Genomic DNA, 25,252 nt, shown 5'->3' with positions numbered 1-25,252 from the left:
TCCTCACATTTTGAAAACCCCTTTCGGGGCTTTTTTTATTCCATTTTATAGAAGAAAGGAAATACTATGCAGACGAAAGAAAACAAGATGGGTGTCATGCCCATAGACAAATTACTGATCTCCATGTCACTGCCCATGATGATCTCCATGCTGGTACAGGCACTGTACAATATTGTGGACAGTATTTTCGTGTCCAGGATCAACGAATATGCCCTACGTGCTGTATCTCTGGCATTCCCCATCCAGAGTCTGATGATCGCTGTGGCGGTGGGAACAGCGGTAGGTATCAATGCCTTCTTGTCCAGAACCCTGGGAGAAAAGGATTTTGAGAAAGCCAATATTATTGCCAGAAACGGTATTTTTATCGCAATTGCCAGCTATATAGGCTTTGCGGTGATCGGTGCACTGATCAGCAGACCGTTTTTTTCCAGCCAGACGGAAGTTATGGAGGTGCGGGAATACGGTGTGACCTATCTGACGATCTGTTGTGTGGCGGGAATGGGTATTTTTCTGCAGACGACTTTTGAGAGGCTGCTACAGGCTACTGGTAAGACCATATATACGATGATTACCCAGTCAACCGGCGCGATCATCAATATCATTCTGGATCCGATCCTGATCTTTGGGTATTTCGGTATGCCCCGCATGGGAATCGCCGGTGCTGCAGTGGCTACCGTGTTTGGACAGATCGTTGCCGCATCCATGGCATTATGGTTTAATCTGAAATTCAATAAGGAACTGGATATTTCCATGAAAGGATTCCATCCCAACGGTCATCTGATCGGACAGATTTATAAGGTGGGAGCCCCTTCCATCGTGGTACAGGCTATCGGTTCCCTGATGACCTATGGAATGAACCTGATCCTGGCGGCATTCGGTTCCGCCCAGACAGTGTTCGGCATTTACTTTAAGCTGCAGAGCTTTGTGTTTATGCCGGTGTTTGGACTGAATAACGGCATGGTGCCTATCATTGCCTACAATTATGGCGCAGAGCATAAGGACCGGGTTATTAGGACGATTAAGCATAGTGTGGCTTACGGTGTGGGTATCATGTGCGTGGGACTGATTGTAATGCACATCTTCCCGGCACAGCTCATGCGTATGTTTGATGCGGAGGAAAGCCTGATCGCCATCGGTGTTCCGGCGCTGGAGACCATTTCCCTAAGCTTTGTGTTTGCTGGCTTCTGTATCGTGGTGGGAAGCGTATTCCAGGCACTGGGTAACGGCGTCTACAGTATGATCGTGTCCGTGGCCAGACAGATGTGCGTGCTGCTTCCGGTGGCAAAGCTTTTGTCCTTAAGCGGTGAAGTGACATTGATCTGGTGGGCCTTTCCCATCGCGGAACTGGCCAGCCTGCTCTTAAGTACCTATTTCCTCGTAAGGATCTATAAAAAGATCATATGCCACATTGGAGAACCAGTAACGACAAGAGAGATTACAGAATAAAATAGAAACAGATGCGGCGGGGATGCTTGACAAGCAAAAGGAAGGAAGAGTATAATTATTCAAGGTCCTTTGGCAGAGAGCATTCCCGTTTGTCAAGGTTTTAAGCTAATCGTCAGATATGGCAGTTAGTAAGCGGATATGGCGGAAGTGGCAGACGCGATAGATTTAGGTTCTATTGTCAACAGACGTGCAGGTTCAAGTCCTGTTATCCGCATTGCGTAATTATGGAAGCATAGCTCAGCCGGGATGAGCGTTCGCCTCACACGCGAAAGGTCAGGGGTTCGAGCCCCCTTGCTTCCACTCGAAATAACTATTCAGAGCTCATGACAAGGACTGAATAGTTATTTTTTTAATCAGAGAGCATCGGATAAGTAATGTACGAAAGCACAGAAATATAAAGGAATACAAAAGCTATGAAGAAAAATGTAAGAAAACAGGGAATTCTGCTGCCGATATCCAGTATTCCCTCGACATATGGTATCGGAACTTTCGGTAAGGAAAGTTACCGTTTTGTGGACTTCCTGGAAAAATCAGGCAACCATCTCTGGCAGATCCTGCCGTTAGGCCCTACCGGCTACGGCGATTCTCCGTACCAGTCCTTTTCCACCTTTGCGGGGAACCCCTACTATATTGACCTGGAGCTTCTGATCGAAGACGGCTATCTGACAAAAGAGATCTGTGACAGCTATGATTTCGGAGACAATGAGCATTATGTGGACTATGAGAAGATTTATCTGTCCCGTTTTAAAGTCCTGAAAATTGCGTTTGACAATGCCAGGGAACAGGGTCTTACAGAGACCGGAGACTATCAGAAATTCCTTACGGAAAATGCGTACTGGCTGGATGACTACGCTCTGTATATGGCGGTGAAAAATGCTTTTGGCGGTGTCTGCTTTATGGAATGGGACGAGGACATCCGTCTCAGAAAAGCAGCGGCACTTCGCAAATACCGTAAGAAGCTGGCGGAAGAAATCGCATTTTATTGCTTCCAACAGTACCTGTTTGCAAAACAGTGGAAAGAACTGAAAGCCTATGCCAATAAGAAAGGTATTGAGATCGTAGGGGATATTCCCATCTATGTGGCATTTGACAGTGCCGATACCTGGGCAAACCCGAAGCTGTTCCAGCTGGATAAGGAAGGCCGGCCCATCGGAGTGGCGGGATGTCCACCCGATTGTTTCTCCGAGACCGGACAGTTATGGGGCAACCCACTCTACGACTGGAGTTATCATAAGAAGACCGGTTATGCGTGGTGGATGCAGCGGATCGCCTATTGCTATCAGCTGTATGATGTGCTTCGTATTGATCATTTCCGCGGCTTTGATGAATACTGGTTCGTTCCTTACGGAGATCCGACGGCGGAGAACGGCCATTGGGAAAAAGGCCCCGGTTACGAATTATTCGATGTCATGAAGAAGAAACTGGGCAGGAAGAAAGTGATCGCGGAAGATCTGGGATTTCTGACTCCCAGCGTGATCCGGCTGGTGAAGAAGACCGGGTATCCCGGAATGAAGATTCTTCAGTTTGCTTTTGATGCCGGAAATGACAGTGAATATCTGCCGCACAATTATGACAAGAACTGTGTGGTCTATACCGGAACCCACGATAACGATACTGCGGTGGGGTTCTTACAGAATATGCCGGAGAAGGACAAGAAATTTGCAAAGAAATATCTGGGACATAAGAATGACAAGAAGCTTTGCTTTGAGATCATCCGGGCAGCATTGTCCAGCTGTGCGGATACCGCAATCATTCCCATGCAGGATTATCTGGAGCTGGACAGCAGCGCCAGGATCAACACGCCCTCCACTCTGGGATGCAACTGGAAATGGCGTATGGATAAGAATGCACTGGATCCAAAGCTGGCGAAGAAGATTTATAAAATGGCAAAATTATATGCAAGAGTATAAAAATGCGGAAGGCGATAAGCCTTCCGTATTTTAGTTCCGGGGAATAGCATTTTTTAGTGGACTATCTGTATATTTTTGGACATTTTTGCACGAATGTGGAAAATAGCATTTTTATATGGTATCTTTAACAGTAGATTGGGCGGAATTCTGTCAGGGATTCCGGTTTGGGAGAGATACATATGCGTCATAAGGCTGAAAAAATGGGCAGAAACAGAGGCCAGGGGATCATTATAGGGTTTCTGGTGTTTGTTATTGCAGTCATTTCGATATGCACAATTATTTTTCGTTCCTATGTGCGGGAGTTTCATAAAGTAACAGAAAAGGAAAAATATGACCAGTATTATGTGATGATCACGGAGGATCGGAAGCCGGACTTCTGGCAGTCGGTATACCGCGGAGCCTATGAGCGGGGGCAGGCGGAAAATGTATATGTGGACCTGCTGGGGGAGCACTTGTCTCAGGAATATTCCAGATCCGACCTTATGCGGATCGCCATGACATCCGGTGTGGACGGTATTCTGGTGGAATCCGATGAAAGTGACGAGATGTCGGAGCTGATTGATGAGGCGGTAGACCGTGGAATTCCGGTAGTTACCCTGTATGGAGACAATACCCACAGTGCCAGATGCAGCTTTGTGGGTGTGGGAAGTTATAATCTGGGAAGAGAGTATGGAAGACAGGTGCTGAAATTGGCAGCGGCAGAGGATACAGAAGATCCGTTAAAGGTAGCGGTACTGATGAATGCTCACGCACTGAATTCTGCCCAGAATATCGTGTGTTCCGGAATTCAGGATGCTCTGGAACAGGAGAAGCTTCAGGGATCGGAGATCCAGATGTCTCTGATCACGGTGGATGACACCAATACCTTCTCCGTCGAGGAGTCCATCCGGGATATTTTTATGGACCAGACTCTTCCGGATATTATCATCTGTCTGAACGAACTGAGTACGACCTGTGTCTACCAGGCTGTGGTGGATTACAACTGTGTGGGAGAGATCGCCATTCTCGGATATTATGACACGGATACTATATTAAAGGCTATCGAACGCAATGTCATCACAGCAACGATCTCCATTGACACGGAACAGATGGGGGCATTTTGTGTGGATGCGTTGCAGGAATATTACAATTACGGTTATACGAGCCAGTATTTTACGGCAGATGTTACCGTGATCGATCAGAGCAACGTGGAAGAGTATTTAGGCAAACAGGAAGAGGCAGAGTGAGGCGGGGTATGACAAAGAAATTTCGGCAGCTGTCTCTTCAGGCGAAGATGAGCAGCATTTTTATTCTGGTAAATCTGGTGGTGTTTGCGGTGACGGTAATTCTGATCCTTGGCATCAACAGCATGTCCTCTGAAATCGATATGGTCTATCAGGGGAATCTGCGGCTGAATGAACTGTCGGATGCCCTGACGGCAGTACAGGACAGCATGACAGAGTATCTGGATTCCAAGACCAGTGATTCCCTGGAGGAATTCTATCGCAGTGAACAGATTTATGCCCAGATGGTACAGGGGTTGAGTGATGACGTGACGGAAGCCACCTTTCGACGGATGGAGCGTAGCATCCGGCATATGTCTGAGGAGTATCTGGATCTGGTGGGGCAGACCATCGAAGCCAAGAGAGGACGAAACGTGGAAAAATACAGGGTGCGCTATGAAAATGCCACCCAGATGTATGAGTACATAAATACTTATATATACAGTCTGAATAACGAACAGTTCCGCAGCAATTCCGAGAACTACAGCCGCCTGTCAGTGGCATTCCGCAGCTTTGAACTGTTCAGTGTCATTACCCTGACGATCGTGGCAGTGATCAGCGTGGCCATTGTGGTAAAACTGACGGGAGAAATCATCAGTCCGTTGAAGAGGCTCACGGTAATGGCCAATGAAGTGGCGGGTGAAAATTTTGATACGGAACTTCTGCCGGTGCAGTCGGAGGATGAGATCGGCGTGGTAACCGGAGCGTTCAACCAGATGGTTATCAGTATCAGACAATATCTGGAGAGACTGCGGCAGAGTATGGAGATCCAGCGTTCACTGATGGAGAAGGAACTTCTGATGGAATCCCATCTGAAGGATGCGCAGCTGAAATATCTGCAGGCGCAGATCAATCCCCATTTTCTGTTCAACACCCTCAATGCCGGAGCTCAGCTGGCGATGATGGAGGGGGCGGACCGAACCTATGATTATATACAGAATGTGGCGGATTTCTTCCGCTATAATGTGAAAAAGGGCAATGATATCGTCACGCTCCGGGAGGAACTGGAGTTGATCGATCATTATATTTATATCCTGAATGTCCGCTTTTCCGGAGATATTCATTATGAAAAGGAGATTTCGGAGGATCTGTTGGATTGTGCCGTGCCCAGCATGATCCTGCAGCCCATTGTGGAAAATTGTGTAAATCACGGTATCCGGGAGATGAGTGGAGAAGGACGGATCTGGCTGAAGGTGTATTACGGGGAAGAAGATACGCTGGTCATCAGTATCCGGGACAACGGCATCGGTATGGATGCGGAGATCATAGAGAAGCTGAGAAATGGAACCTACCATGAGGAGCGGCAGAGCTCCGGTTCCAACGGTATCGCCATGGGAAATGTCATAGCAAGACTGAAGCTGTTCACCCAGAACGAAGATGTCATGACGATCCGTAGTGATGGCAGGAACCAGGGCACGGAAGTGATCCTGTATCTTCCGGTAAAGGAGAGAGAAAAAGCAGATGTATAAGATCATGTTGGCAGATGATGAAGGAATCGTGATCGATTCCCTGAAGTTCATTATTGAGAAAGAATTTAAGGATATCTGTGAAGTGCAGTATGCCAAAACCGGAAGGAGTGTCATCGAACTGGCGGAGAGCTTTCGACCGGACATTGCAGTCATGGATATCCAGATGCCGGGGATCAACGGCATCGATGCCATGAAAGAGATCCGCAGGACCAATAATCACACGGTGTTTATTGTGATGTCGGCCTATGATAAATTCGACTATGCCAAGGAAGCAATCAAGCTGGGAGTTATGGAGTATATCACCAAACCCATGGAGAAGACCAGGATCGTGAACGCTCTTCGCAAGGCCATGGAAAATATCGATGCCGAGCGTCTGAAGCGGAAAAATGAGCTGTTGATCAAGGAAAAGCTGGAGACAGTGGTTCCCATTATTGAAAGTGGACTGATCCACAATATTCTCCTGCAGGAGCATTTCAGGGAGGATATCGAGAATTACCGTTCCATTCTGGGGATTACGCGGCAGTATGCTTATATGATCGCGGTGGTCAGCGGTGACGAGCAGCAGGGCAATCATATGACGAACGCAGTGGGCAGCAGTGTCCGGATGCAGAAGCATTATCAGGAGGTAAGGGATTGTCTGAAGGAACACTTTGACTGTATCGTGGGAACGGTGATGGCCAATAAGCTGGCGGTGCTGGTTCCTTACGAAAAAGAAATAATGGATTACAACGAACGTATTGAACTGATCGAGAAAGCCAGGGAACTGGTGCGCTACATGCGCAAGCGTACGGATATCAGCTTCCGTATCGGCATCGGAGGACCGAAGGATTTTCTCATGGCATCAGAGTCCTATACCGAGGCGCTGAATGCACTGGTGGCATCCACGGGCAGTGTGGCTCATGTGGATGATCTGCCGATCCGCTGCGAATTTGCCGGAAACTATCCGGTGAAACTGGAGAAGAAGCTGTTTGCGGAGATTGAGGACGGAGACATCGATAATGCTTCGGCAACGGCAGCGGCATTTTTTGACTGGATGACGGACATCGGATCGGATTTGATGAACATGCGCCTGAAGATCCTGGAATTTGTGCTGTGGTCGGAACACATTGCCTATGAGAAAGGCGGTATGACTTATCAATTGAACTCCCGGGCGGATTATCTGCCGCAGGTCATGGAGATGGCAGAGCCATCGGCCATGAAGACCTGGTTCCTGGAAAAGGTAAAAGAGTCTTGCCGCAATGTTTTGAACAAGAGAGAAGAGAAGTCCGGCAGTATCATTGAAATGGCCAAAAATTACATTAAGAATAATTACCACAAAGACATTTCCCTGGATGATGTATCCAGAGAGGTCAATATCAGCCCGTATTATTTCAGCAAGCTTTTCAAGGAAACCACGGGAGAGAATTTCATCGAATATCTGACGAATCTGCGAATGGATAAGGCAAAGGAACTGTTGGAGACCACGGAGTGCTCCATGAAGGAGATCTGCGTCAGAACGGGATATTCAGATCCGAATTATTTCAGCCGCAGCTTTAAAAAGAACGTGGGGGTCACTCCGACGGTCTATAAGGAGAATCGGGGAAAAATATATGAACAGGGCAGTGTGTAAAATGAAAAAAATGTGGAAATATGCAGCGGTTGTGCTTGTCTGTGTGCTGACACTCGGCGCCTGCGGTAATCTGGACAGCAGTAAAACGTCCGGGGATGCCGCACAGGACCGGAAGATCCAGATCGGCATGAGCTTCGATTCTTTTGTCATCGAGAGGTGGCAGACAGACCGGGATATCTTCGTATCCACAGCCAAGGAACTGGGGGCGGAGGTCAATGTACAGAATGCCAACGGGGATCTGGAACAGCAGAAGAAACAGATCAATTATTTCATTGATAAGGGAATGGACGTTATTGTCATCATCTGCATTGATTCCGAGGGGCTGGCAGAGCAGGTGCAAAAGGCGAAGGAAGCAGGGATTAAAGTCATCGCCTACGACCGAATGATCATGGATTCGGATATTGATCTGTATATCACTTTCGACAACGAGCGCGTCGGCACCATGATGGGAGAAGCACTGGTGGATAACGGGCTGTCTGGTGGAAAAGTGCTGATGCTGGGAGGTTCTGCGGTGGACAGCAACGTGGCTATGGTAGAGAAAGGATTCCGGAAGGTGATGGAGGATCATCAGGTGACAATCCTGGATTCCATGCATGCGGACGGATGGAAAGCGGAGCTCGCAGCGGCCTATGTCTATGACCATATGGATGTTGTCTCGGAAGCGGATGCCATCATGTGTGGCAACGATGATCTGGCCAGTAAGGTGGTGCATGCCCTGAAGGAAAAGAGGATGGCGGGAGACATCATGGTCGTTGGGCAGGATGCCGATCTGGAAGCCTGTCAGCGGATCGTAGAAGGAACACAGGTCATGACGGTTTATAAGCCAGTGGAGAAGCTGGCCCAGAAGGCTGCGGAATGTGCCGTGCTTCTGGCAGAAGGAAAGGAGCTTCCAGAAGAGACTGTGACGATAGAAAGCGGAAACTATCAGGTGCCCTATATCGGACTGGAACCCATCAGCGTGGATAAGACCAATATCAATGATGTGATCATAGGCAGTGGATTCCATCTGAAGGAAGATGTCTATCTGAATGTCCCTGCCGAAATGCCCTGACGGGATCGTGAACGCAGAAAACTAGGATTAGGAAAAATTTGGTAAGATAGCTGTGCTTGCAGACAAAATATTGCTAGCACAGCTTATTTTTGCCTTCCGGACAGCACAGAAAAGTGCAGAAGGTCATAAAATCATGCTATTTGATCTATGGTATTCTCTACTTGTCAACAAAAACAAACCAAACAAGGGAGGTTACTTTTTATGAGGAAGAAATTATTAAGCACACTTCTTGCAACAGCCATGGCTGTTACAATGCTTGCAGGATGTGGATCCAATGGGGGACAGCAGGCAACCACACCGGCAACGGACAATAAGACGGAGACTTCCGCAGAAGCAAAGACGGAGACTTCCGCAGAAGCAAAGACAGAGACTTCTGGTGCAACAGGCGGCGGTAAGGTCGGTGTAGCAATGCCCACCAAGGATCTGCAGAGATGGAATCAGGATGGTAGCAACATGCAGGCTCAGCTGGAGGCAGCAGGCTATGATGTAGATCTGCAGTACGCATCTAACGATATTCCCACACAGGTATCCCAGATCGAGAATATGATCAACTCCGGCTGCGAACTTCTGGTCATCGCATCCATCGACGGTGACTCTCTTGGAACCGTTCTGGAGCAGGCAAAGGAAAAAGACATTCCGGTTATCGCATATGACCGTTTGATCATGAACTCCGATGCAGTTACTTATTACGCAACCTTCGATAACTACATGGTAGGTACGAAACAGGGTGAATACATCAGAGATCAGTTGGATCTGGACAATGCAGCAGGACCTTTCAATATCGAGCTGGTAACCGGTGATCCCGGTGACAACAACGCAAGATTCTTCTTCGGCGGTGCCATGGATGTGCTGCAGCCCTACATTGACGCAGGTAAGCTGGTAGTAAAATCCGGACAGACCGATTTCGAAACCGTTGCAACCGCTAACTGGTCTACTGAGACCGCACAGTCCAGAATGGACGCTATCATTTCCGCTAACTATGCAGACGGAACCAAGCTGGATGCCGTTCTGTGCTCCAACGACTCCACTGCACTGGGTGTAACTAACTCTCTGGAAGCTAACTACACCGGCGAGTGGCCTATCATTACCGGTCAGGACTGCGATAAGCCCAACGTTAAGAATATGATCTCCGGCAAACAGTCCATGTCCATCTTCAAGGATACCCGTACTCTGGCATCCAAGGTAGTAGAGATGGTAGACGCAGTCATGAAGGGCGGCGAAGCACCTGTCAACGATACCACAACCTATGACAATGGTACCGGTGTCATTCCTTCTTACCTGTGCGAGCCCGTATTCGCTGATGCAAGCAACTACAAAGAGCTGCTCATCGATTCCGGTTACTACACAGAAGCAGATTTACAGTAATTTTATAAAATAATATGGATCCTGCGGGATCCTTACGGCAGGCGGGCGTTTCCCGCCTGCCGTATTCATGGGAAAGCAAAATAGAACGGTTTGATTAGATAATGTGGAAATAAGACTTGGGAGGAATACCATTGGCAAAAATCTTATTGGAAATGAAAAATATAACCAAAACATTCCCCGGTGTAAAAGCACTTGACAATGTAAACCTGCAGGTGGAAGAGGGAGAGATCCACGCACTTGTAGGCGAAAACGGCGCAGGAAAGTCCACATTGATGAATGTATTGAGCGGTATTTATCCGTATGGGTCTTACGAAGGGGACATCATCTATGACGGTGAGGTCTGCAAATTTGATAAGATCAAGGACAGTGAGGAAAAGGGTATCGTAATCATTCATCAGGAGCTTGCACTGATTCCCTATATGACGATCGGGGAAAATATGTTTCTGGGCAATGAACGGGGACATAAGTACAAAATCAACTGGAATGAAACCAATGCCAGGGCGGCAGAACTTTTGAAGACCGTAGGCCTGAAGGAAGGCCCCCAGACATTGATAAAGGATATTGGCGTAGGAAAACAGCAGCTGGTAGAGATTGCGAAGGCACTGGCCAAGAACGCAAAACTTCTGATCCTGGATGAGCCTACTGCCTCTCTGAATGAGACGGATTCCAAGGCACTGTTGGATCTGATGCTGGAACTCAAGAAAAAGGGAATGACATCCATCATCATCTCTCATAAGCTGAATGAGATTTCTTATGTGGCAGATAAGATCACCGTCATTCGTGACGGATCTACCATCGAAACGCTTGTGAAGGGAAAAGATGATATTACCGAGAGCCGGATCATCAAAGGAATGGTAGGAAGAGAGATCGCCGACCGATTCCCGAAGAGAGAGCCGAAGATCGGAGAGGTCCTGATGGAGGTCAAAAACTGGACCGTGCATCATCCACTGTATTCTGACCGTAAGGTGGTGGATAATGTCAATCTTAATGTGAAAAAAGGTGAAGTAGTGGGAATTTCCGGCCTGATGGGTGCGGGACGAACGGAACTGGCCATGAGCCTGTTCGGCAAAAGTTATGGTTCCAACATCAGCGGCGAACTGTATATCAACGGCAAAAAAGTACAGCTGAATACTGTACAGGAAGCCATCAAAAATCATCTGGCATATGTGACGGAGGATCGAAAGGGCAACGGACTGATTCTGAGCAACCCGATCAAGATTAATACAACTCTGGCAAATCTGGATGCCATCAGCAGACATACTGTTATTGATAAAGACAAAGAGTACAATGTGGCGGTAGACTATAAGAACAAACTGAATACGAAATGTCCAACTGTGGAGCAGAATGTAGGAAACTTAAGCGGCGGTAATCAACAGAAGGTACTTTTGGCAAAATGGATGTTCACAGATCCGGATATCCTGATCCTGGATGAGCCGACGAGAGGTATTGATGTTGGTGCAAAATACGAAATCTACTGCATCATTAACCAACTGGTGGCAGAAGGAAAATCGGTTATCATGATCTCCTCGGAGCTGCCTGAGATTCTTGGCATGTGCGACCGGATCTATGTAATGAACGAAGGAAAAATAGTAGGAGAACTGGCGGGCAGTGAGGCAACACAGGAGCTTATCATGTCCAAGATATTATCAGCCGGTAAGAAAGGAGCATTGGCATGAATAAAACAAAGGGCCTCGATTTTATAAAAAGATATACCATGATCCTCGTACTGATCGTGGTTACGGCATTTTTTGCATGGAGAACCGGAGGAGCAATCCTGCTTCCCATGAATGTCAGCAGTCTGATCTCGCAGAACGCATATGTGTTTATTCTGGCAACCGGTATGCTGTTATGTATCCTGACCGGCGGTAACATCGATCTGTCCGTTGGATCTGTTGTATGTTTCGTCGGTGCCATCGGAGCGGTACTCATGGTCAACATGAAAATGAACATGTGGCTGGCTATTCTGATCATGTTTGTTATCGGTACACTGATCGGTGCTTTCCAGGGTTTCTGGATCGCTTATGTGAGAATCCCGCCTTTCATCGTGACATTGGCCGGCATGCTGGCTTTTCGAGGATTAAGCAACGTAGTCCTGCAGGGTATGACCGTATCCATTAAGGACTGCACTACATTCGTAAATCTGTTCGGTGGCGGTGCTGACTGTTATATTCCCGATTTCTTCGGTAATGGTCCCATCAATCTGACCTGTGTATTTGCCGGTGTGATCGCTGCAGTGATCTTTGCAGTGTTACAGCTGAAGAATAGAGCCGACAAGGTGAAAAAAGGATACGAAGCTCCCAGCATGGGTTCCACGATCGGCAAAATCGTAGTGATCGCTGCAGTGATCCTGGCATTCAGCTATCGTCTGGCACAGCACAAAGGTATTCCCAGCGTATTGATCTGGGTACTGATTGTTATCATGGTATACGGTTACATCACTTCCAACACTACTGTAGGACGTTATTTCTACGCAGTGGGCGGTAATGAGAAGGCCACCAAATTATCCGGTATCAATACCAACAAGGTTTATTTCCTGGCTTATATGAACATGGGATTCCTGGCAGCGTTAGCTGGTATGGTAACCATTGCACGTATGACTTCCGCACAGCCGACATACGGACAGAACTATGAAATGGATGCCATCGGTTCCTGCTTCATCGGCGGTGCTTCCGCATACGGCGGAACCGGAACTGTACCCGGAGTTATCGTAGGTGCTGTACTGATGGGTGTTATTAACCTGGGTATGTCTCTGATGGGTGTCGATCAGAATATGCAGAAGGTAGTCAAGGGTCTGGTACTTCTGGCAGCAGTTATCTTCGATGTTGTATCCAAACGTGGTGGAAAATTAATTGCCAAGAATTAATTTCTACATATCTAATCAAAAGGGCCCGGTGCATATGCGCTGCAGGCCCTTTTGATGGTATTGGGAGGAGAAGAGCATGAATAAGGGAAAAGAACGGAAGAAGCGGGAAGGAAAGCAGAAAAAAGGAGTCGGGATCGGAGTCAAGATCGTGGCACTTTTACTGCTGCTGGCAGTTGCTGCACTCAGCTGTATGGGAGTGCTGGTGCAGACGTTGCAATCGGTCATTGTAACCAACGATGAAATCGTGGCCGGTCAGGTGGCTGAACAGGAGAAAATCTCGGAGCTTTCCAGACAGTTTACTTACATTAACGGGCAGGTGTTGACCCATGTCATGACCACCAACAGTGTGACAATGGAAAATTTGTCGGATAAGATCCTGCAGGAGATCACTGATATGGAACAACAGATGACGGAGTTCGAAGGACTGCTGTCTGAGGGGGATGCCCGGAGAGAGGCGTTTGACAGTGCTTCTGCGGAACTGGCAAAATACAAAAAGACCGTGGAGAGTCTGCTGGTCACCAGTGCAGAGAATAAGACGCAGGCCTATGTGTCTGCCACATCGAATCTGCCGATGTTCAATGAACATATTGAAAGCTATATGAATCAGATGCTGGAGATCACCGGAGAGCAGATGGCACAGGCACAGGGACAGATGGAGCAGAGTGCGGCCAGAGTGCCCATGATCGTGGCGGTGGCAAGTCTGGTACTGCTTGCAGTAGTCGTGGTGATCATGCTGGGATTGCGGATCTGGGTCATCGGTCCGGTGAAATATGCTACGAGGCAGGTGGATGAACTGGTGGAAGGCATTCGCAATAACAGAGGTGACATTACCAGACGGATCCGGGTGAAATCGGGGGATGAAGTCGGCAGATTATCCATGGCCATCAATGATCTGGTAGCGCAGATGCAGACCATCATAAGGGCGATTACCGAGAGCTGCGGACATATGGAGGAAAAACAGACCGGTATTATCTCCAATGTGGAAAAGGTAAATGCCACCGCGGAGGACACCACCCAGAAGCTGGGAGTGATGGCTGGTGGCATGCAGTCTGTCACGGAGGCTATCGGAGGGGTGCAACAGGATACCGGGGTGCTGGATACCACGGTGGAGAACATGCTGGAGGTGGCACAGGATGGACGCAATTATGCGGCGGATATCAAGGATAGGGCCGGAAAAATGAAGGCAACGGCGGTGGCGAGTAAGCAGGAGGCAACCCAGGTGATGAAGGAGATCGACACGGCAATGACGGAGTCCATCGCCAACAGCAGGCAGATCCACAAGATCACGGAACTGACGGAAGAAATCCTGGGAATTGCTGGAACAACGAATCTGCTGGCACTGAATGCGTCTATCGAGGCTGCCAGAGCAGGAGAAGCAGGCCGGGGATTCGCAGTCGTGGCGGAGGAGATCCGCAAGCTCGCAGACAGCTCCAGAGAGTCAGCCAATAATATCCAGGAGATAAGTAACCGGGTAGTGGAAAGCGTGGAAGAACTTTCCGAAAATGCTACAAAACTTTTGGATTTTGTGAATACCAGAGTCATGAGAGATTACGATGCTCTGGAGGATACGGGCACAAATTATCATGAGGCTGCGGATCATGTGGATGAGATGATGAATGAATTCCGACAGAAGATCGATGAACTGTTGTCGGTACTGCAGAATGTCAATAGTGCTAACTCACAGATGGAAGCAACCGTGGAGGACAGTACGGAAAAGCTGGCGGTGGTAAAGAACAACAACCGGGGATTACAGCAGGAGATGAAGGATATTTCCTATGCGGTGGATGATCTGACCGGTGCAGTGGGACAGTTGAAAGAAAGTATCCGCTGTTTTACAGTGGTATAGACAGAAAAAATAAAATGCACGGGATTCCCGATGGGGAATTACCGTGCATTTTGAATGACTGCAGTTACATTTTAGGAATTTTCCGGAGCGTGATGCAGCTCCAGAGCCAGATAGGAATTGTGGTATTCCTTGCAGTAGGTGACATCTTTGTCAAACCATGCGGGAGGGACGAAAGCCTCTGCTGCTTCTTTGCTTCCAAACTCCACTTCTGCCATGATCAGAGGGGCGAAGGGGGCATCAAAAACATCCAGCTCGATGGTCAGGGAATAATCCGCCGGAGGAGTGGGAAAGCCTTCTTTGAATCCGGGATGCTCCAGAGGGATCAGATAGCGTCTTTTGGAGATCACACTGCCGTCGGCTTTTTCCCGTAGATGGTAATAGGATTCCTCGTTCAGCGGAAGATTGCTCTCGTCTCTGGCCATCATGCCGCTGCCTTTGTAAGTGAGATAATATTCATCATCCTGTTTTCTGGCTCTGACCACGGGATTATAATTCAAATACACCTGCTCGATATGATGAGAAGGATAGCTTTCCAGATTGTCGGGTAAGGATTTCAGGGTAAACTTTCGCTCGATTTCCATAGTATTAATGCCTCGCTTCTGTAATTAAGACTTAAAAACACTTCTTTAGTATAACATGATTTTCCTTGAAAATACAGTGAAATCTGCAAATATCTGCCCATGGGAATTGAATTACGCTTCCAAATTGTGTATACTAATCATAACTGTGCAAAGTCAGAGTATATGACTTGCAAATGAGACAGAAAACAAAACGGAAAGCGAGGGAAAACCATGAGTAAGATAGCGATTTTTCTGGCAAATGGGTTTGAGGAAATAGAAGGTCTGACGGTAGTGGATATCTGCCGCAGATGTGGACTGACCATTGATATGGTGTCCATTACGGAAGAAAAACAGGTGATGGGATCACATAAGATTCCGGTGACTGCGGATATGACATTGTCCCAGGTGAATTTTGAGGAATATGATTGTCTGGTATTGCCCGGTGGCGGACAGGGAACGAAGAATCTGGAGGCCTGTGAGCCCCTGATGCAGCAGATCGATGCTTTTTATGCATCGGGAAAATACATTGCGGCAATCTGTGCGGCTCCCAGTATCTTCGGACACAGAGGAATCCTGAAGGGAAAGAGAGCATGCGCCTATCCCTGCTTCGAGGATCATCTGGAAGGTGCGGCTGTGACTGCAGGCCCCGTGGAAGTGGACGGTAACGTGATCACTTCCCGCGGAATGGGGACTTCCATCCCCTTCGGACTGGCGATCGCCGGTGTATTCTGTGGACAGGATAAGGCAGATGCCTGCGCCCACGCTATTGTATTTCAGCCGTAAGCAGCTGAAGAGAAAGACGAGGACAGAAAATGAAAAAAGCGTTAATTACAGGAATTACCGGACAGGACGGCTCTTATCTGGCAGAGTTCCTGCTGGAAAAAGGATATGAAGTGCATGGACTGATCCGCAGATCTTCCATCAGCAATACCGGTCGTATCGACCATCTGATCCGGGAGGACAAGATCGTTCTCCATGGCGGAGACATGACGGATTCCACCAGCCTGGTGCGCATCATCGGAGAAGTCAGACCGGATGAAATCTACAATCTGGGCGCCCAGAGCCATGTACAGGTAAGCTTTGAGGCACCGGAATATGCCGGAGATGTAGATGCACTGGGCGTGCTGCGGATTCTGGAGGCTGTGCGTATGGTGGGACTGGCCGAGACCTGCCGTATTTATCAGGCATCCACATCCGAACTCTATGGCCGAGTGGAAGAAGTGCCTCAGAATGAGAACACCCCGTTCCATCCCTACAGCCCCTATGCGGTGGCAAAACAGTACGGCTTCTGGATCGTGAAGGAATACAGAGAAGCGTATAATATGTTCGCAGTCAACGGCATTCTGTTCAACCATGAATCCGAGCGCCGGGGAGAGACTTTCGTTACCCGTAAGATCACACTGGCAGCCGGCAGAATCGCCTGCGGTATCCAGGATAAACTCTATCTGGGCAATCTGGATTCCAAGAGAGACTGGGGCTATGCGAAGGACTATGTGGAATGCATGTGGCTGATGCTGCAGCATGACAAGCCGGAGGACTTCGTTATTGCCACCGGTGTACAGCATACCGTAAGAGAATTTACCACACTGGCATTCCATTATGTGGGAATCGAACTGGAATGGCAGGGCAGCGGTATCCATGAAAAAGGAATCAACAAGGCCAACGGCAAGGTGGTGGTGGAGGTCAGCGAGGCCTTTTACCGTCCCACGGATGTGGTCAATCTGTGGGGAGATCCGACGAAGGCCCGCACGGTGCTGGGATGGAATCCCCAGAGAACCAGCTACGAGGAACTGTGCCGTCTGATGGCAGAGCACGATCTGAAGCTGGCAAAGGCTGAAGCGGTAGTGTTGAAGGAAACCGCGGAATAACAGGAGAAATAAAGAGAGGAAGTACTGTAATATCATGGAAAAAGACGCAAAAATATATGTAGCCGGCCACAAGGGTATGGTAGGAAGTGCTATTTGTAGAGCACTCCAGAGAAACGGATATACCAATATCATCACCCGCAGCCATAAGGAACTGGATCTGTGCAGACAGGATGCCGTGGAGGAGTTCTTTTCCAGGGAGAAGCCGGACTATGTGTTCCTGGCCGCAGCCAAGGTGGGCGGCATCATGGCCAACAGTGAGGCACTGGCGGATTTCATGTATGAAAATATGATCCTGGAGATGAATGTGATCCATGCGGCATGGCAGAACAACTGCAAGAAGCTGATGTTTTTGGGCAGCAGCTGTATCTATCCCCGTATGGCACCGCAGCCTATGAAGGAGAGCTGCCTGTTGACTTCTGAGCTGGAGAAAACCAATGAGGCGTATGCACTGGCGAAGATCTCCGGACTGAAATACTGCGAGTTCCTGAACAGACAGTACGGAACCGACTATATCAGTGTCATGCCCACGAATCTGTACGGGCCCAACGACAATTATCATCCCACCCACAGCCATGTGCTTCCGGCGCTGATCCGCCGCTTCCATGAGGCAAAAGTATCCGGCGCGAAGGAAGTAGTCTGCTGGGGAACAGGAACCCCACTGCGGGAATTTCTCTATGTGGATGATCTGGCAGATGCCTGCGTGTATCTGATGAATACCTACAGCGGCGATGAGACAGTGAATCTGGGAACCGGCAAGGAACTGACCATCCGGGAATTGACGGAACTGGTAGCGAAGGTAGTAGGTTATACTGGGGAGATCAAATGGGATCCCAGCAAGCCGGATGGAACTCCCAGAAAGCTTCTGGATGTCAGCAAACTGGAAAGCCTGGGCTACCATTATACGACGGAGCTGGAAGAAGGTATCCGTCTGACTTATGAGGATTTCCTCAATAATCCCATGCGTGCGGAACGCTAATGGTTCCGGGCACGAACAGCGCAGGCAGACAGACGACCCGGGAAAGGATGAAGTGAACAGAATGAATGATTTTCGGAAGACAGCACAGGAGATGCTGGAATTTATAAGAATAAGTCCTACCTGTTTTCATGCAGTGGCCAATATCGGAAGGATGCTGGAGGCAGCAGGCTTTCAGCAGTTACAGGAAAAGGAAGAATGGAAACTGGAAAAGGGCGGACGGTATTATACGGAGCGCAATGATTCTTCCGTTATTGCGTTTGTGATTCCGGAAAAGGAGGTCGGCATCAGGGGCTTTCATATGGCAGCAGCCCACAGTGATTCCCCCTGCTTTAAGATCAAAGAGAAGCCGGAATTGACCGTGGAGGAGCATTATCTGCGTCTGAACACCGAAAAATACGGCGGCATGATCTTGTCCACCTGGTTGGACAGACCACTCTCCGTCGCTGGCAGACTGGCTGTGAAGAACGGGAACGGTATAGAGGGCAGACTGGTGAATATCGACAGAGATCTCTGCGTGATCCCCAATGTGGCCATCCATATGAACCGGGAAATGAACAAGGGTGTGGAGTACAATCCCCAGGTGGATCTGCTGCCTTTGCTTGCGGACGTATCATTTGACGAATATGATGCACATACTACATACGATGCACAGACCGCATCGGAGAATGCGGAGGAACAGCCGGAAGCAGTAGAGAAGCCCACACTGGTAGCGCTGGCAGCAGAAACGGCAGGCGTGGACGCTGAGACGATTCTCGGAGAAGACCTGTTCCTGTACACCAGACAGGAAGGAAAAATGATAGGAGCAAAGGGAGAATTCGTGTTGTCTCCCAGACTGGATGATCTGCAGAGCGCTTTTGCCCTGACAAAAGCTTTTACGGAGAGTACTCCGGCAGAGTATATCAATGTCTGTGCGGTGTTCGATAATGAAGAGGTGGGAAGCGGTACCAGACAGGGTGCAGATTCCACTTTTCTGGAAGATATTTTACAGCGGATCGCGGAAGGATTGCAGGCGGATCACAGCAGCTATCTGCGCTGGGTGGCGGACAGCTTCCTGATCTCTGCGGATAATGCCCATGCGGTACATCCCAACCATCCCGAAAAAGCAGATCCTACCAACCGTCCGTACTTAAACGGCGGAATCGTCATCAAATATCATGGCAGCCAGAAATACACCACCGATGGTATTTCCGCGGCAAGGATGAAGGATTACTGCGAACGGGCGAAGGTACCTTACCAGACCTATGCCAACCGTTCCGACATTGCGGGAGGTTCCACTCTCGGCAATATTTCCACCGCACATGTATCAGTGTCCAGCGTGGATATCGGACTGCCTCAGCTGGCCATGCATTCCGCTGTGGAGACAGCAGGCATGAAGGATACGGAATATGCGGTCCGGGCGCTGAAGGAATTCTGGGGCGAATGATTTTGGCAGCGGGAATTCTTAAAAAAGTATAAAAAGCGTGGAAGCACTTGAAAGTTCTGCACGAAAAGTGCATATTTAGGATACAGGAAAAGATACAAAAAAGATACGAAAGAAGGCTGAAGTTATGTTTGAAATGAAACCGGAATACTATATTGGAATTGACATGATCGATCAGGAGCATAAACAGTTGTTTGACTATGCCAGTGAAGCATACGAACTGCTGCAGGAAGAGTTTACACCGGACAAGTATGACAAGATTGATGCAATTCTGGAAAAACTGCGTGATTATACCGTAAAACATTTTTCAGATGAAGAAGCGTATATGGAATCCATCCAGTACAAAAAGATTTTTACCCAGAAGATTCAGCATCAGGAATTTATCAACAAACTGGATGAATTTATTGATCAGCATGAGAAAGATGAAGAAAATCAGGATGAGCAGATCATGGATATTCTGAATTACCTGACAGACTGGCTGATCAACCATATCCTTCATGTGGATGGACAGATTCCGAAGGAGGCGTAAGACCTGACTTTTCCGGAATGATTTCCCACATGGGACATAAGATGTAAGAAGCGGAAGTAATGGGGAGTGCCCATGGACCAGAAACTGGAAAACATCCTGAATCTTGCATTGGAGACCCCGGAGGAAGAACGGGAACAGACGGAAAGTCTGAATGTAGGTTACAGTGCGGAGAGCCGCAGCTGGGAGCTGATCGTAAAATATCATGGCAGTCTGGACGGACTGCGGGAACAGAATATTGTGGTGGAAGAGCTGATTGCCGGATATGCGATCCTTACGGTACCGGAGACACTGGTAGATACCGTATCGGAGACTCCGGAGATCGAGTATGTGGAGAAGCCTAAGCGGTTTTACTATCAGCAGACAGATCCGGACGGCGCATCCTGCTTTCCACCGGTGACAAGAAGAACGCCTTTTCTGAATGGAAGGGGCGTTCTTTTGGCTGTATTGGATTCCGGAATCACCTGGGATCTGGAGGTGTTCCGCAAGGCAGATGGCAGTACGAGGATACGGTATCTATGGGATCAGACGATTCCGGGAAAGCAGGCCGCATCACGGGAGCAGGAGACGCTGCGGAATCCGACATTGCCACAGAATCAGATAACGCCGGAGGAAACGGGCGATACGGGATATGGGAGGACACCGGATGGATTTCCCATCGGGACTGAATATACGGAGGAGGAAATCAACCGGGCACTGAACAGCAGTGTACTGGAACGGTACGGCCTGATCCCCAGCAGGGATCTGACCGGCCATGGAACGGCAGTGGCAGGGATTGCCGCCGGGAGAAGTGCGGACGGTCTCTATACCGGGGCAGCCCCGGAGGCGGAACTGATCATCGTGAAACTGGGACTTCCCAGGGAGGAAGGTTTTCCCCGGACCACGGAGATCATGAGAGGCGTTACTTATGCGCTGCGGAAAGCCAGACAGTTAAATATGCCTCTTGTCATCAATTTGAGCTTCGGCAACAGCTACGGTTCCCACGATGGAAGTTCTCTGCTGGAGAGGTTCCTGGACAATGCTTCGGAGATCGGCAGGACGGTGATATGCGTGGGCAGCGGCAACGAAGGAGCCGCCAGAGGACATTTTGCCGGCAATATAACAAGGGACGGCCGCGTGGAACTGGCTGTGGGCAATTATGAGAGAAACCTGAACATACAGCTATGGAAAAATTACAGCGATGTGTTCCGGATAAGACTGCAGGCCCCGGGAGGTGAGGAAGCAGAATTGTCCACAAATATCCAAGGAGGAAAATACACGCTGGAATTGGAACAGACTAGAATACTGGTTTATCTGGGAGAGCCTCTGCCCTATGCGGTGGCACAGGAAATCTATCTGGACATGATCCCGGCAGAGGGAAGCTACATCAATGCAGGGATCTGGACAATCCGGCTGGAACCGGTAGTGACCGTGACAGGACAATATTATCTGTATCTCCCAGCGGGAAGCGGAATCGGGGAGAGTACCGGATTCTACCGTGCCACACCCCAGGTGACACTGACCATTCCGTCTACCGCAGCCAAGGTGATCACCGTGGGAGCCTATGACCAGGTCTATGATAGCTATGCCGATTTCTCCGGCAGAGGCTATGCGGATAGCACAAGAACCATTGGTGTGGCTGCTGCGGGACTGACCAAGCCGGATCTTGTGGCTCCCGGTGTGAATATCCAGGCTCCGGATGTCTACGGCAGTTTTACTCCCGTGACCGGCACCTCCTTCGCAGCGCCCATTGTTAGTGGTGCGGCAGCGCTTTTGATGGAATGGGGCATTGTACGGGGGAATGATCCCTTCCTCTACGGCGAAAAAGTAAAAGCATATTTCAGGAAAGGAGCCAGACCACTGAGGGGGGAGACTGAATATCCCAATGACCGGGTGGGGTATGGGAAACTGTGCGTGGCGGAGAGTCTCCTGGAAAATTAGTATCATAAAGAATGAGATTGGAAACAGTTCCGGAACAAAATGCGGCAAAACAGGTTAAATAACTTCAAGAAACTTGATTGTTTTGTAACTATTGTATAGAAATGAGGAGGCAATTTGTGTAAAAAGATGCATTGAAAGCTACATCACAAGATGATACTATAAACAAGAACAATCGTTTGCGCATATTGTGACAATAAAGAGGTATGAAAATAACGGATTGCGCAAGGATGGGGAGGAAAGTGTGCCTGCAATCTGTAGGTTGCAGGTCACGGAAAGGCGTGATGAAGGTATGAACAATAATTCTGGGAATGATAAGACAATGACGATCCATGATGTGGCGAGGGAACTGGGGGTGTCTGCCAGCACAGTTTCCAGGGCGATCTCCGGAAAAGGCCGTATTGGAGCCGCTACCAGAGACCGGATTCTCGACTACATAGAAGAACATGGCTTTTATCCCAATGCGGCAGCACAGAGCCTGGCACAATCCAAGACCAATAATATCGCCATTATCCTGCCGGAGGTCAATACCCTTGTGGATATGCCTTTTTTCCATACCTGTATGTATGGCGTGGAAGAAGTGGCACAGGCCAATGATTATGATATTATCGTGGTCACGACGAACGGAAACGATACCAAACCATTGGAGCGGCTGATCCAGAACCGGAAAGTGGACGGAATGATTCTTACCAGAACTTATGAGAACGACAAATACGTTAAATTCCTGAAACAGAAGCAGATTCCCTTTGTGGCTGTGGGGAAATTCCCGGATGATGATGTGGTACAGGTAGACCATGATAATGTGGGAGCCTGTAAGGAACTGGTGACGGTTCTGTTCGCCAAAGGGATCCAGAATATTGCCTACCTGGGAAGCAATATGGATCAGATGGTAAACCGCTGCAGGTATCAGGGATATGAGGAAGCCTACCGCAAGGGAAAGCGCAAGCTGAACCAGGATCTGGTGTACACGGATTTAAGCAATAAAGCCATGGTGGAAAAGGCAGTGGAAGAGCTGAAAAAGAGCGGTGTGGAGTGCATTCTGTGTCAGGATGACTACATCTGCGATGAGGTAGTCAGAAAGCTTGCCCGCATGGGTGTACGCATCCCGGACCAGATGAAGGTGGCATCCTGTCATTACAGCCGCATTCTGGAAAATTATCCGGTTACCATAACCTCGCTGAAGTTCAATATCACAGAGCTGGGACGGAGATCCTGTCAGGTGCTGTTGGATATGATCCATGGCAAAACAGTACCTGACAAAACACTTTTGGACTATGAGATCATCCTGAAGGAGTCTACAAAAGGCTGACAAGAGTGTGAAAATCATGATCAGGAAAAACGTTTTCCTTAATTTTGCTCAAAAAAATTATAAAAAAAGCATTTTTTTTCAAAAAAAGGATGTGCTGAAAACCAAGTAAAATCAAGACTTTCAAAGCATGATTGTGCAAAGTGCACAATTTTAGATCTCAATATCAGTCATTATTATAAATTGACAACATAAGGAAATGTTGCTAAACTATTATCGTAGACAAGCGGTTGCGCAATACGCACAAACTTGCAAAACAAAACAGGAGGATAACAAAATGAAAAAGTTAGTCGCTTTAGCAATGTCACTGACTATGGCATTCTCTCTGGTAGCTTGTGGAAACTCTGATGCTTCTGCAAATGCCGGAACAGATACCACAGCAACTTCTGCAGCAGCAACCACCACCGAGGCTGCACAGCAGACCGCTCCCGCTGAGAAGCAGGACGTTACCTTGAGAATGTGGGGTGCTGAGGAAGATCAGCCCATGTTACAGGGCATGATCGATTCCTTCAAGGAGCATTACGCAGATTATGCAAACTTCGATATCCAGCTTGGTACCGAATCCGAGTCCACAGCTAAGGATACTGTTTTAACCGATATTGAGGCTGCTGCTGATGTGTATTCTTTCGCATCTGATCAGCTGATCGATCTGGTAAATGCAGGTGCTCTGCAGTCTGTTGATGATATGGACGCAGCTCTGGAAGCTTACGCTGGCAAGAGCGTAGCTGATGTCAAGAGTGCAAACGCTCCCGGTTCTGTAGACGCAGCAACCAAGGACGGCACACTGTATGCATTCCCTATGAGTGCTGATAACGGTTACTTCTTATATTACAATTCCGAGTTAGTAACTCCCGAAGATGCACAGAGCTGGGATACCTTACTTGCAGCAGCTGAGAAGGCTGGCAAGAAGGTTGGTATGACTTTTGCTTCCGGTTGGTACAATGCTTCCTTCTTCTATGGCGCAGGATTTACTACTGCACTGAACGATGACGGCAGTACTGCTATGGATTGGAACGGCACCAGCGCTGATGGTGTTACCGGTGTACAGGTTGTACAGGCTATGCTGGGTATCGCCGGCAACAGCGCATTCCTTCCGATCGCTGATGGTGATGTTTCTAACCAGATCGCTTCCGGCGAACTGTGTGCAGTAGTTTCCGGTACCTGGGATGCAGCTGCAGCTCAGACCGCTTTCGGTGAAGGCTACGCAGCTACCAAGCTTCCTACCTATACCTGTGGTGACAAGCAGATCCAGCAGGGTTCCGTAGCAGGCTTCAAGCTGGTAGGTGTTAACAAGTATTCTGCAAATGCAGGCTGGGCAACTCTGCTGGCTGACTGGATCACCAACGAAGACAACCAGGCAGTACGTTTCGCAGAGAGAGAGATCGGACCTTCCAATATCAATGTAGCTGGTTCCGAGGAGGTTTCTTCCAATACCGCTATTGCAGCTCTGTCTGAGCAGTCCGCTTATGGTGTAGTTCAGATCGTTGGCGGCAAGTACTGGGATCCTTCCAAGACTTTTGGTGAGAAGGTAGCTCAGGGTCAGCTGAAGGCTGATGATGAAGCAGGTATCCAGGCAGCCCTGGATGAGCTGGTAGAAGGTGTTTCCGTACCCGCTGAATAAGTTTGGGAAGATGATCTGTTCCGGTTCTGTGACAAATGAATGATGAAAACGTTCTGGTGCAGAACGAATACAGAGAATAGAAAGGCGTCCTGAAGCTATGAACAATAATACGTAGTGGATGGATGCCTTTTTTACAGGAAACGTTTCCGGTAAGCGGGTTCGACTCCTGCCTGCAGGTTTATGTAACTGGTCAGATGAACGTGGGAAGATGTTCGGAACAGTTACTAAAAATTTATA

At 48.6% G+C, this 25,252-nt stretch carries 19 protein-coding genes and 2 tRNA genes; 20 read left to right on the top strand and 1 reads right to left on the bottom strand.

Features of this window, described 5'->3' with window-relative positions:
* Positions 1–66 precede the first annotated feature (66 nt).
* The 12 genes from OCV96_RS13415 to OCV96_RS13360 all read left to right on the top strand — a co-directional run bounded on the left by OCV96_RS13415 (position 67) and on the right by OCV96_RS13360 (position 14,821).
* Positions 67–1,446 carry an MATE family efflux transporter gene (locus OCV96_RS13415; RefSeq protein ID WP_227063523.1) on the top strand — a complete coding sequence of 460 codons (1,380 nt, stop codon included), beginning with the start codon at positions 67–69 and terminating at the stop codon, positions 1,444–1,446.
* Between the two features lie 132 nt (positions 1,447–1,578).
* Positions 1,579–1,660: transfer RNA gene (locus tag OCV96_RS13410), tRNA-Leu, on the top strand.
* 12 nt (positions 1,661–1,672) lie between these two features.
* Positions 1,673–1,746 (top strand) — tRNA-Val (locus OCV96_RS13405).
* 113 nt (positions 1,747–1,859) lie between these two features.
* Positions 1,860–3,356: a 4-alpha-glucanotransferase gene (gene malQ, locus OCV96_RS13400; protein ID WP_262594713.1), complete on the top strand. Its 1,497-nt coding sequence runs from the start codon at positions 1,860–1,862 to the stop codon at positions 3,354–3,356.
* A 200-nt stretch (positions 3,357–3,556) separates the two neighbouring features.
* Complete coding sequence (locus tag OCV96_RS13395; protein WP_262594712.1) at positions 3,557–4,582, top strand: substrate-binding domain-containing protein; 1,026 nt, start codon at positions 3,557–3,559, stop codon at positions 4,580–4,582.
* Positions 4,583–4,590: 8 nt separating this feature from the next.
* Entirely contained in the window at positions 4,591–6,087 is a 1,497-nt protein-coding gene (locus OCV96_RS13390) for a sensor histidine kinase (RefSeq protein ID WP_262594711.1), read from the top strand.
* A complete protein-coding gene (locus OCV96_RS13385; RefSeq protein ID WP_227733152.1) occupies positions 6,080–7,696 on the top strand; it encodes a response regulator in 1,617 nt (538 codons plus the stop codon). The genes OCV96_RS13390 and OCV96_RS13385 overlap by 8 nt, the downstream gene beginning before the upstream one ends.
* 1 nt (position 7,697) lies before the next feature.
* Positions 7,698–8,747, top strand: coding sequence for a sugar ABC transporter substrate-binding protein (locus OCV96_RS13380; protein WP_022312088.1), 1,050 nt, complete (start codon positions 7,698–7,700; stop codon positions 8,745–8,747).
* 201 nt (positions 8,748–8,948) lie between these two features.
* Positions 8,949–10,112, top strand: coding sequence for a multiple monosaccharide ABC transporter substrate-binding protein (gene chvE, locus OCV96_RS13375; RefSeq protein WP_118537952.1), 1,164 nt, complete (start codon positions 8,949–8,951; stop codon positions 10,110–10,112).
* A 131-nt stretch (positions 10,113–10,243) separates the two neighbouring features.
* Entirely contained in the window at positions 10,244–11,788 is a 1,545-nt protein-coding gene (gene mmsA, locus OCV96_RS13370) for a multiple monosaccharide ABC transporter ATP-binding protein (RefSeq protein ID WP_022312086.1), read from the top strand.
* Entirely contained in the window at positions 11,785–12,975 is a 1,191-nt protein-coding gene (mmsB, locus tag OCV96_RS13365; RefSeq protein WP_227063538.1) for a multiple monosaccharide ABC transporter permease, read from the top strand. Before mmsA ends, mmsB begins: the two co-directional genes overlap by 4 nt.
* Positions 12,976–13,051: 76 nt before the next feature.
* Positions 13,052–14,821 (top strand): methyl-accepting chemotaxis protein, encoded by a 1,770-nt coding sequence (locus tag OCV96_RS13360; protein WP_227063539.1) that lies wholly within the window; start codon positions 13,052–13,054, stop codon positions 14,819–14,821.
* Positions 14,822–14,892: 71 nt separating this feature from the next.
* Here the strand turns inward: OCV96_RS13360 and OCV96_RS13355 are convergent, their stop codons facing one another.
* On the bottom strand, positions 14,893–15,402 hold the full coding sequence (locus OCV96_RS13355) for a CYTH domain-containing protein (RefSeq protein WP_022312083.1): 510 nt from the start codon (positions 15,400–15,402) through the stop codon (positions 14,893–14,895).
* 210 nt (positions 15,403–15,612) lie between these two features.
* Between OCV96_RS13355 and OCV96_RS13350 the strand changes: the two genes are divergently transcribed.
* From OCV96_RS13350 to OCV96_RS13315, 8 genes are all read left to right on the top strand, one after another.
* Positions 15,613–16,164, top strand: a complete 552-nt coding sequence (locus OCV96_RS13350; RefSeq protein WP_117465914.1) for a DJ-1 family glyoxalase III — start codon at positions 15,613–15,615, stop codon at positions 16,162–16,164.
* Positions 16,165–16,193: 29 nt separating this feature from the next.
* On the top strand, positions 16,194–17,249 hold the full coding sequence (gene gmd / locus OCV96_RS13345) for a GDP-mannose 4,6-dehydratase (protein WP_117465913.1): 1,056 nt from the start codon (positions 16,194–16,196) through the stop codon (positions 17,247–17,249).
* Positions 17,250–17,283: 34 nt separating this feature from the next.
* Positions 17,284–18,225, top strand: a complete 942-nt coding sequence (locus OCV96_RS13340; RefSeq protein ID WP_022312081.1) for a GDP-L-fucose synthase family protein — start codon at positions 17,284–17,286, stop codon at positions 18,223–18,225.
* A 61-nt stretch (positions 18,226–18,286) separates the two neighbouring features.
* Entirely contained in the window at positions 18,287–19,648 is a 1,362-nt protein-coding gene (locus OCV96_RS13335; RefSeq protein ID WP_227063564.1) for a M18 family aminopeptidase, read from the top strand.
* A 124-nt stretch (positions 19,649–19,772) separates the two neighbouring features.
* Complete coding sequence (locus OCV96_RS13330; protein ID WP_022312079.1) at positions 19,773–20,174, top strand: bacteriohemerythrin; 402 nt, start codon at positions 19,773–19,775, stop codon at positions 20,172–20,174.
* A 72-nt stretch (positions 20,175–20,246) separates the two neighbouring features.
* Positions 20,247–22,091, top strand: coding sequence for a S8 family peptidase (locus OCV96_RS13325; RefSeq protein ID WP_227063541.1), 1,845 nt, complete (start codon positions 20,247–20,249; stop codon positions 22,089–22,091).
* 289 nt (positions 22,092–22,380) lie between these two features.
* Positions 22,381–23,397 carry a LacI family DNA-binding transcriptional regulator gene (locus OCV96_RS13320; protein ID WP_227063544.1) on the top strand — a complete coding sequence of 339 codons (1,017 nt, stop codon included), beginning with the start codon at positions 22,381–22,383 and terminating at the stop codon, positions 23,395–23,397.
* A 274-nt stretch (positions 23,398–23,671) separates the two neighbouring features.
* A complete protein-coding gene (locus OCV96_RS13315; RefSeq protein ID WP_262594710.1) occupies positions 23,672–25,015 on the top strand; it encodes an extracellular solute-binding protein in 1,344 nt (447 codons plus the stop codon).
* The last annotated feature ends 237 nt before the right edge of the window (positions 25,016–25,252 follow it).

Origin of the sequence: Waltera acetigignens, from assembly GCF_025567015.1 — a bacterium.
GTDB lineage: Bacteria > Bacillota > Clostridia > Lachnospirales > Lachnospiraceae > Acetatifactor > Acetatifactor acetigignens.
Note: the sequence above shows the minus strand (reverse complement) of the source record. Positions and strands in the feature narration are given on the sequence as shown.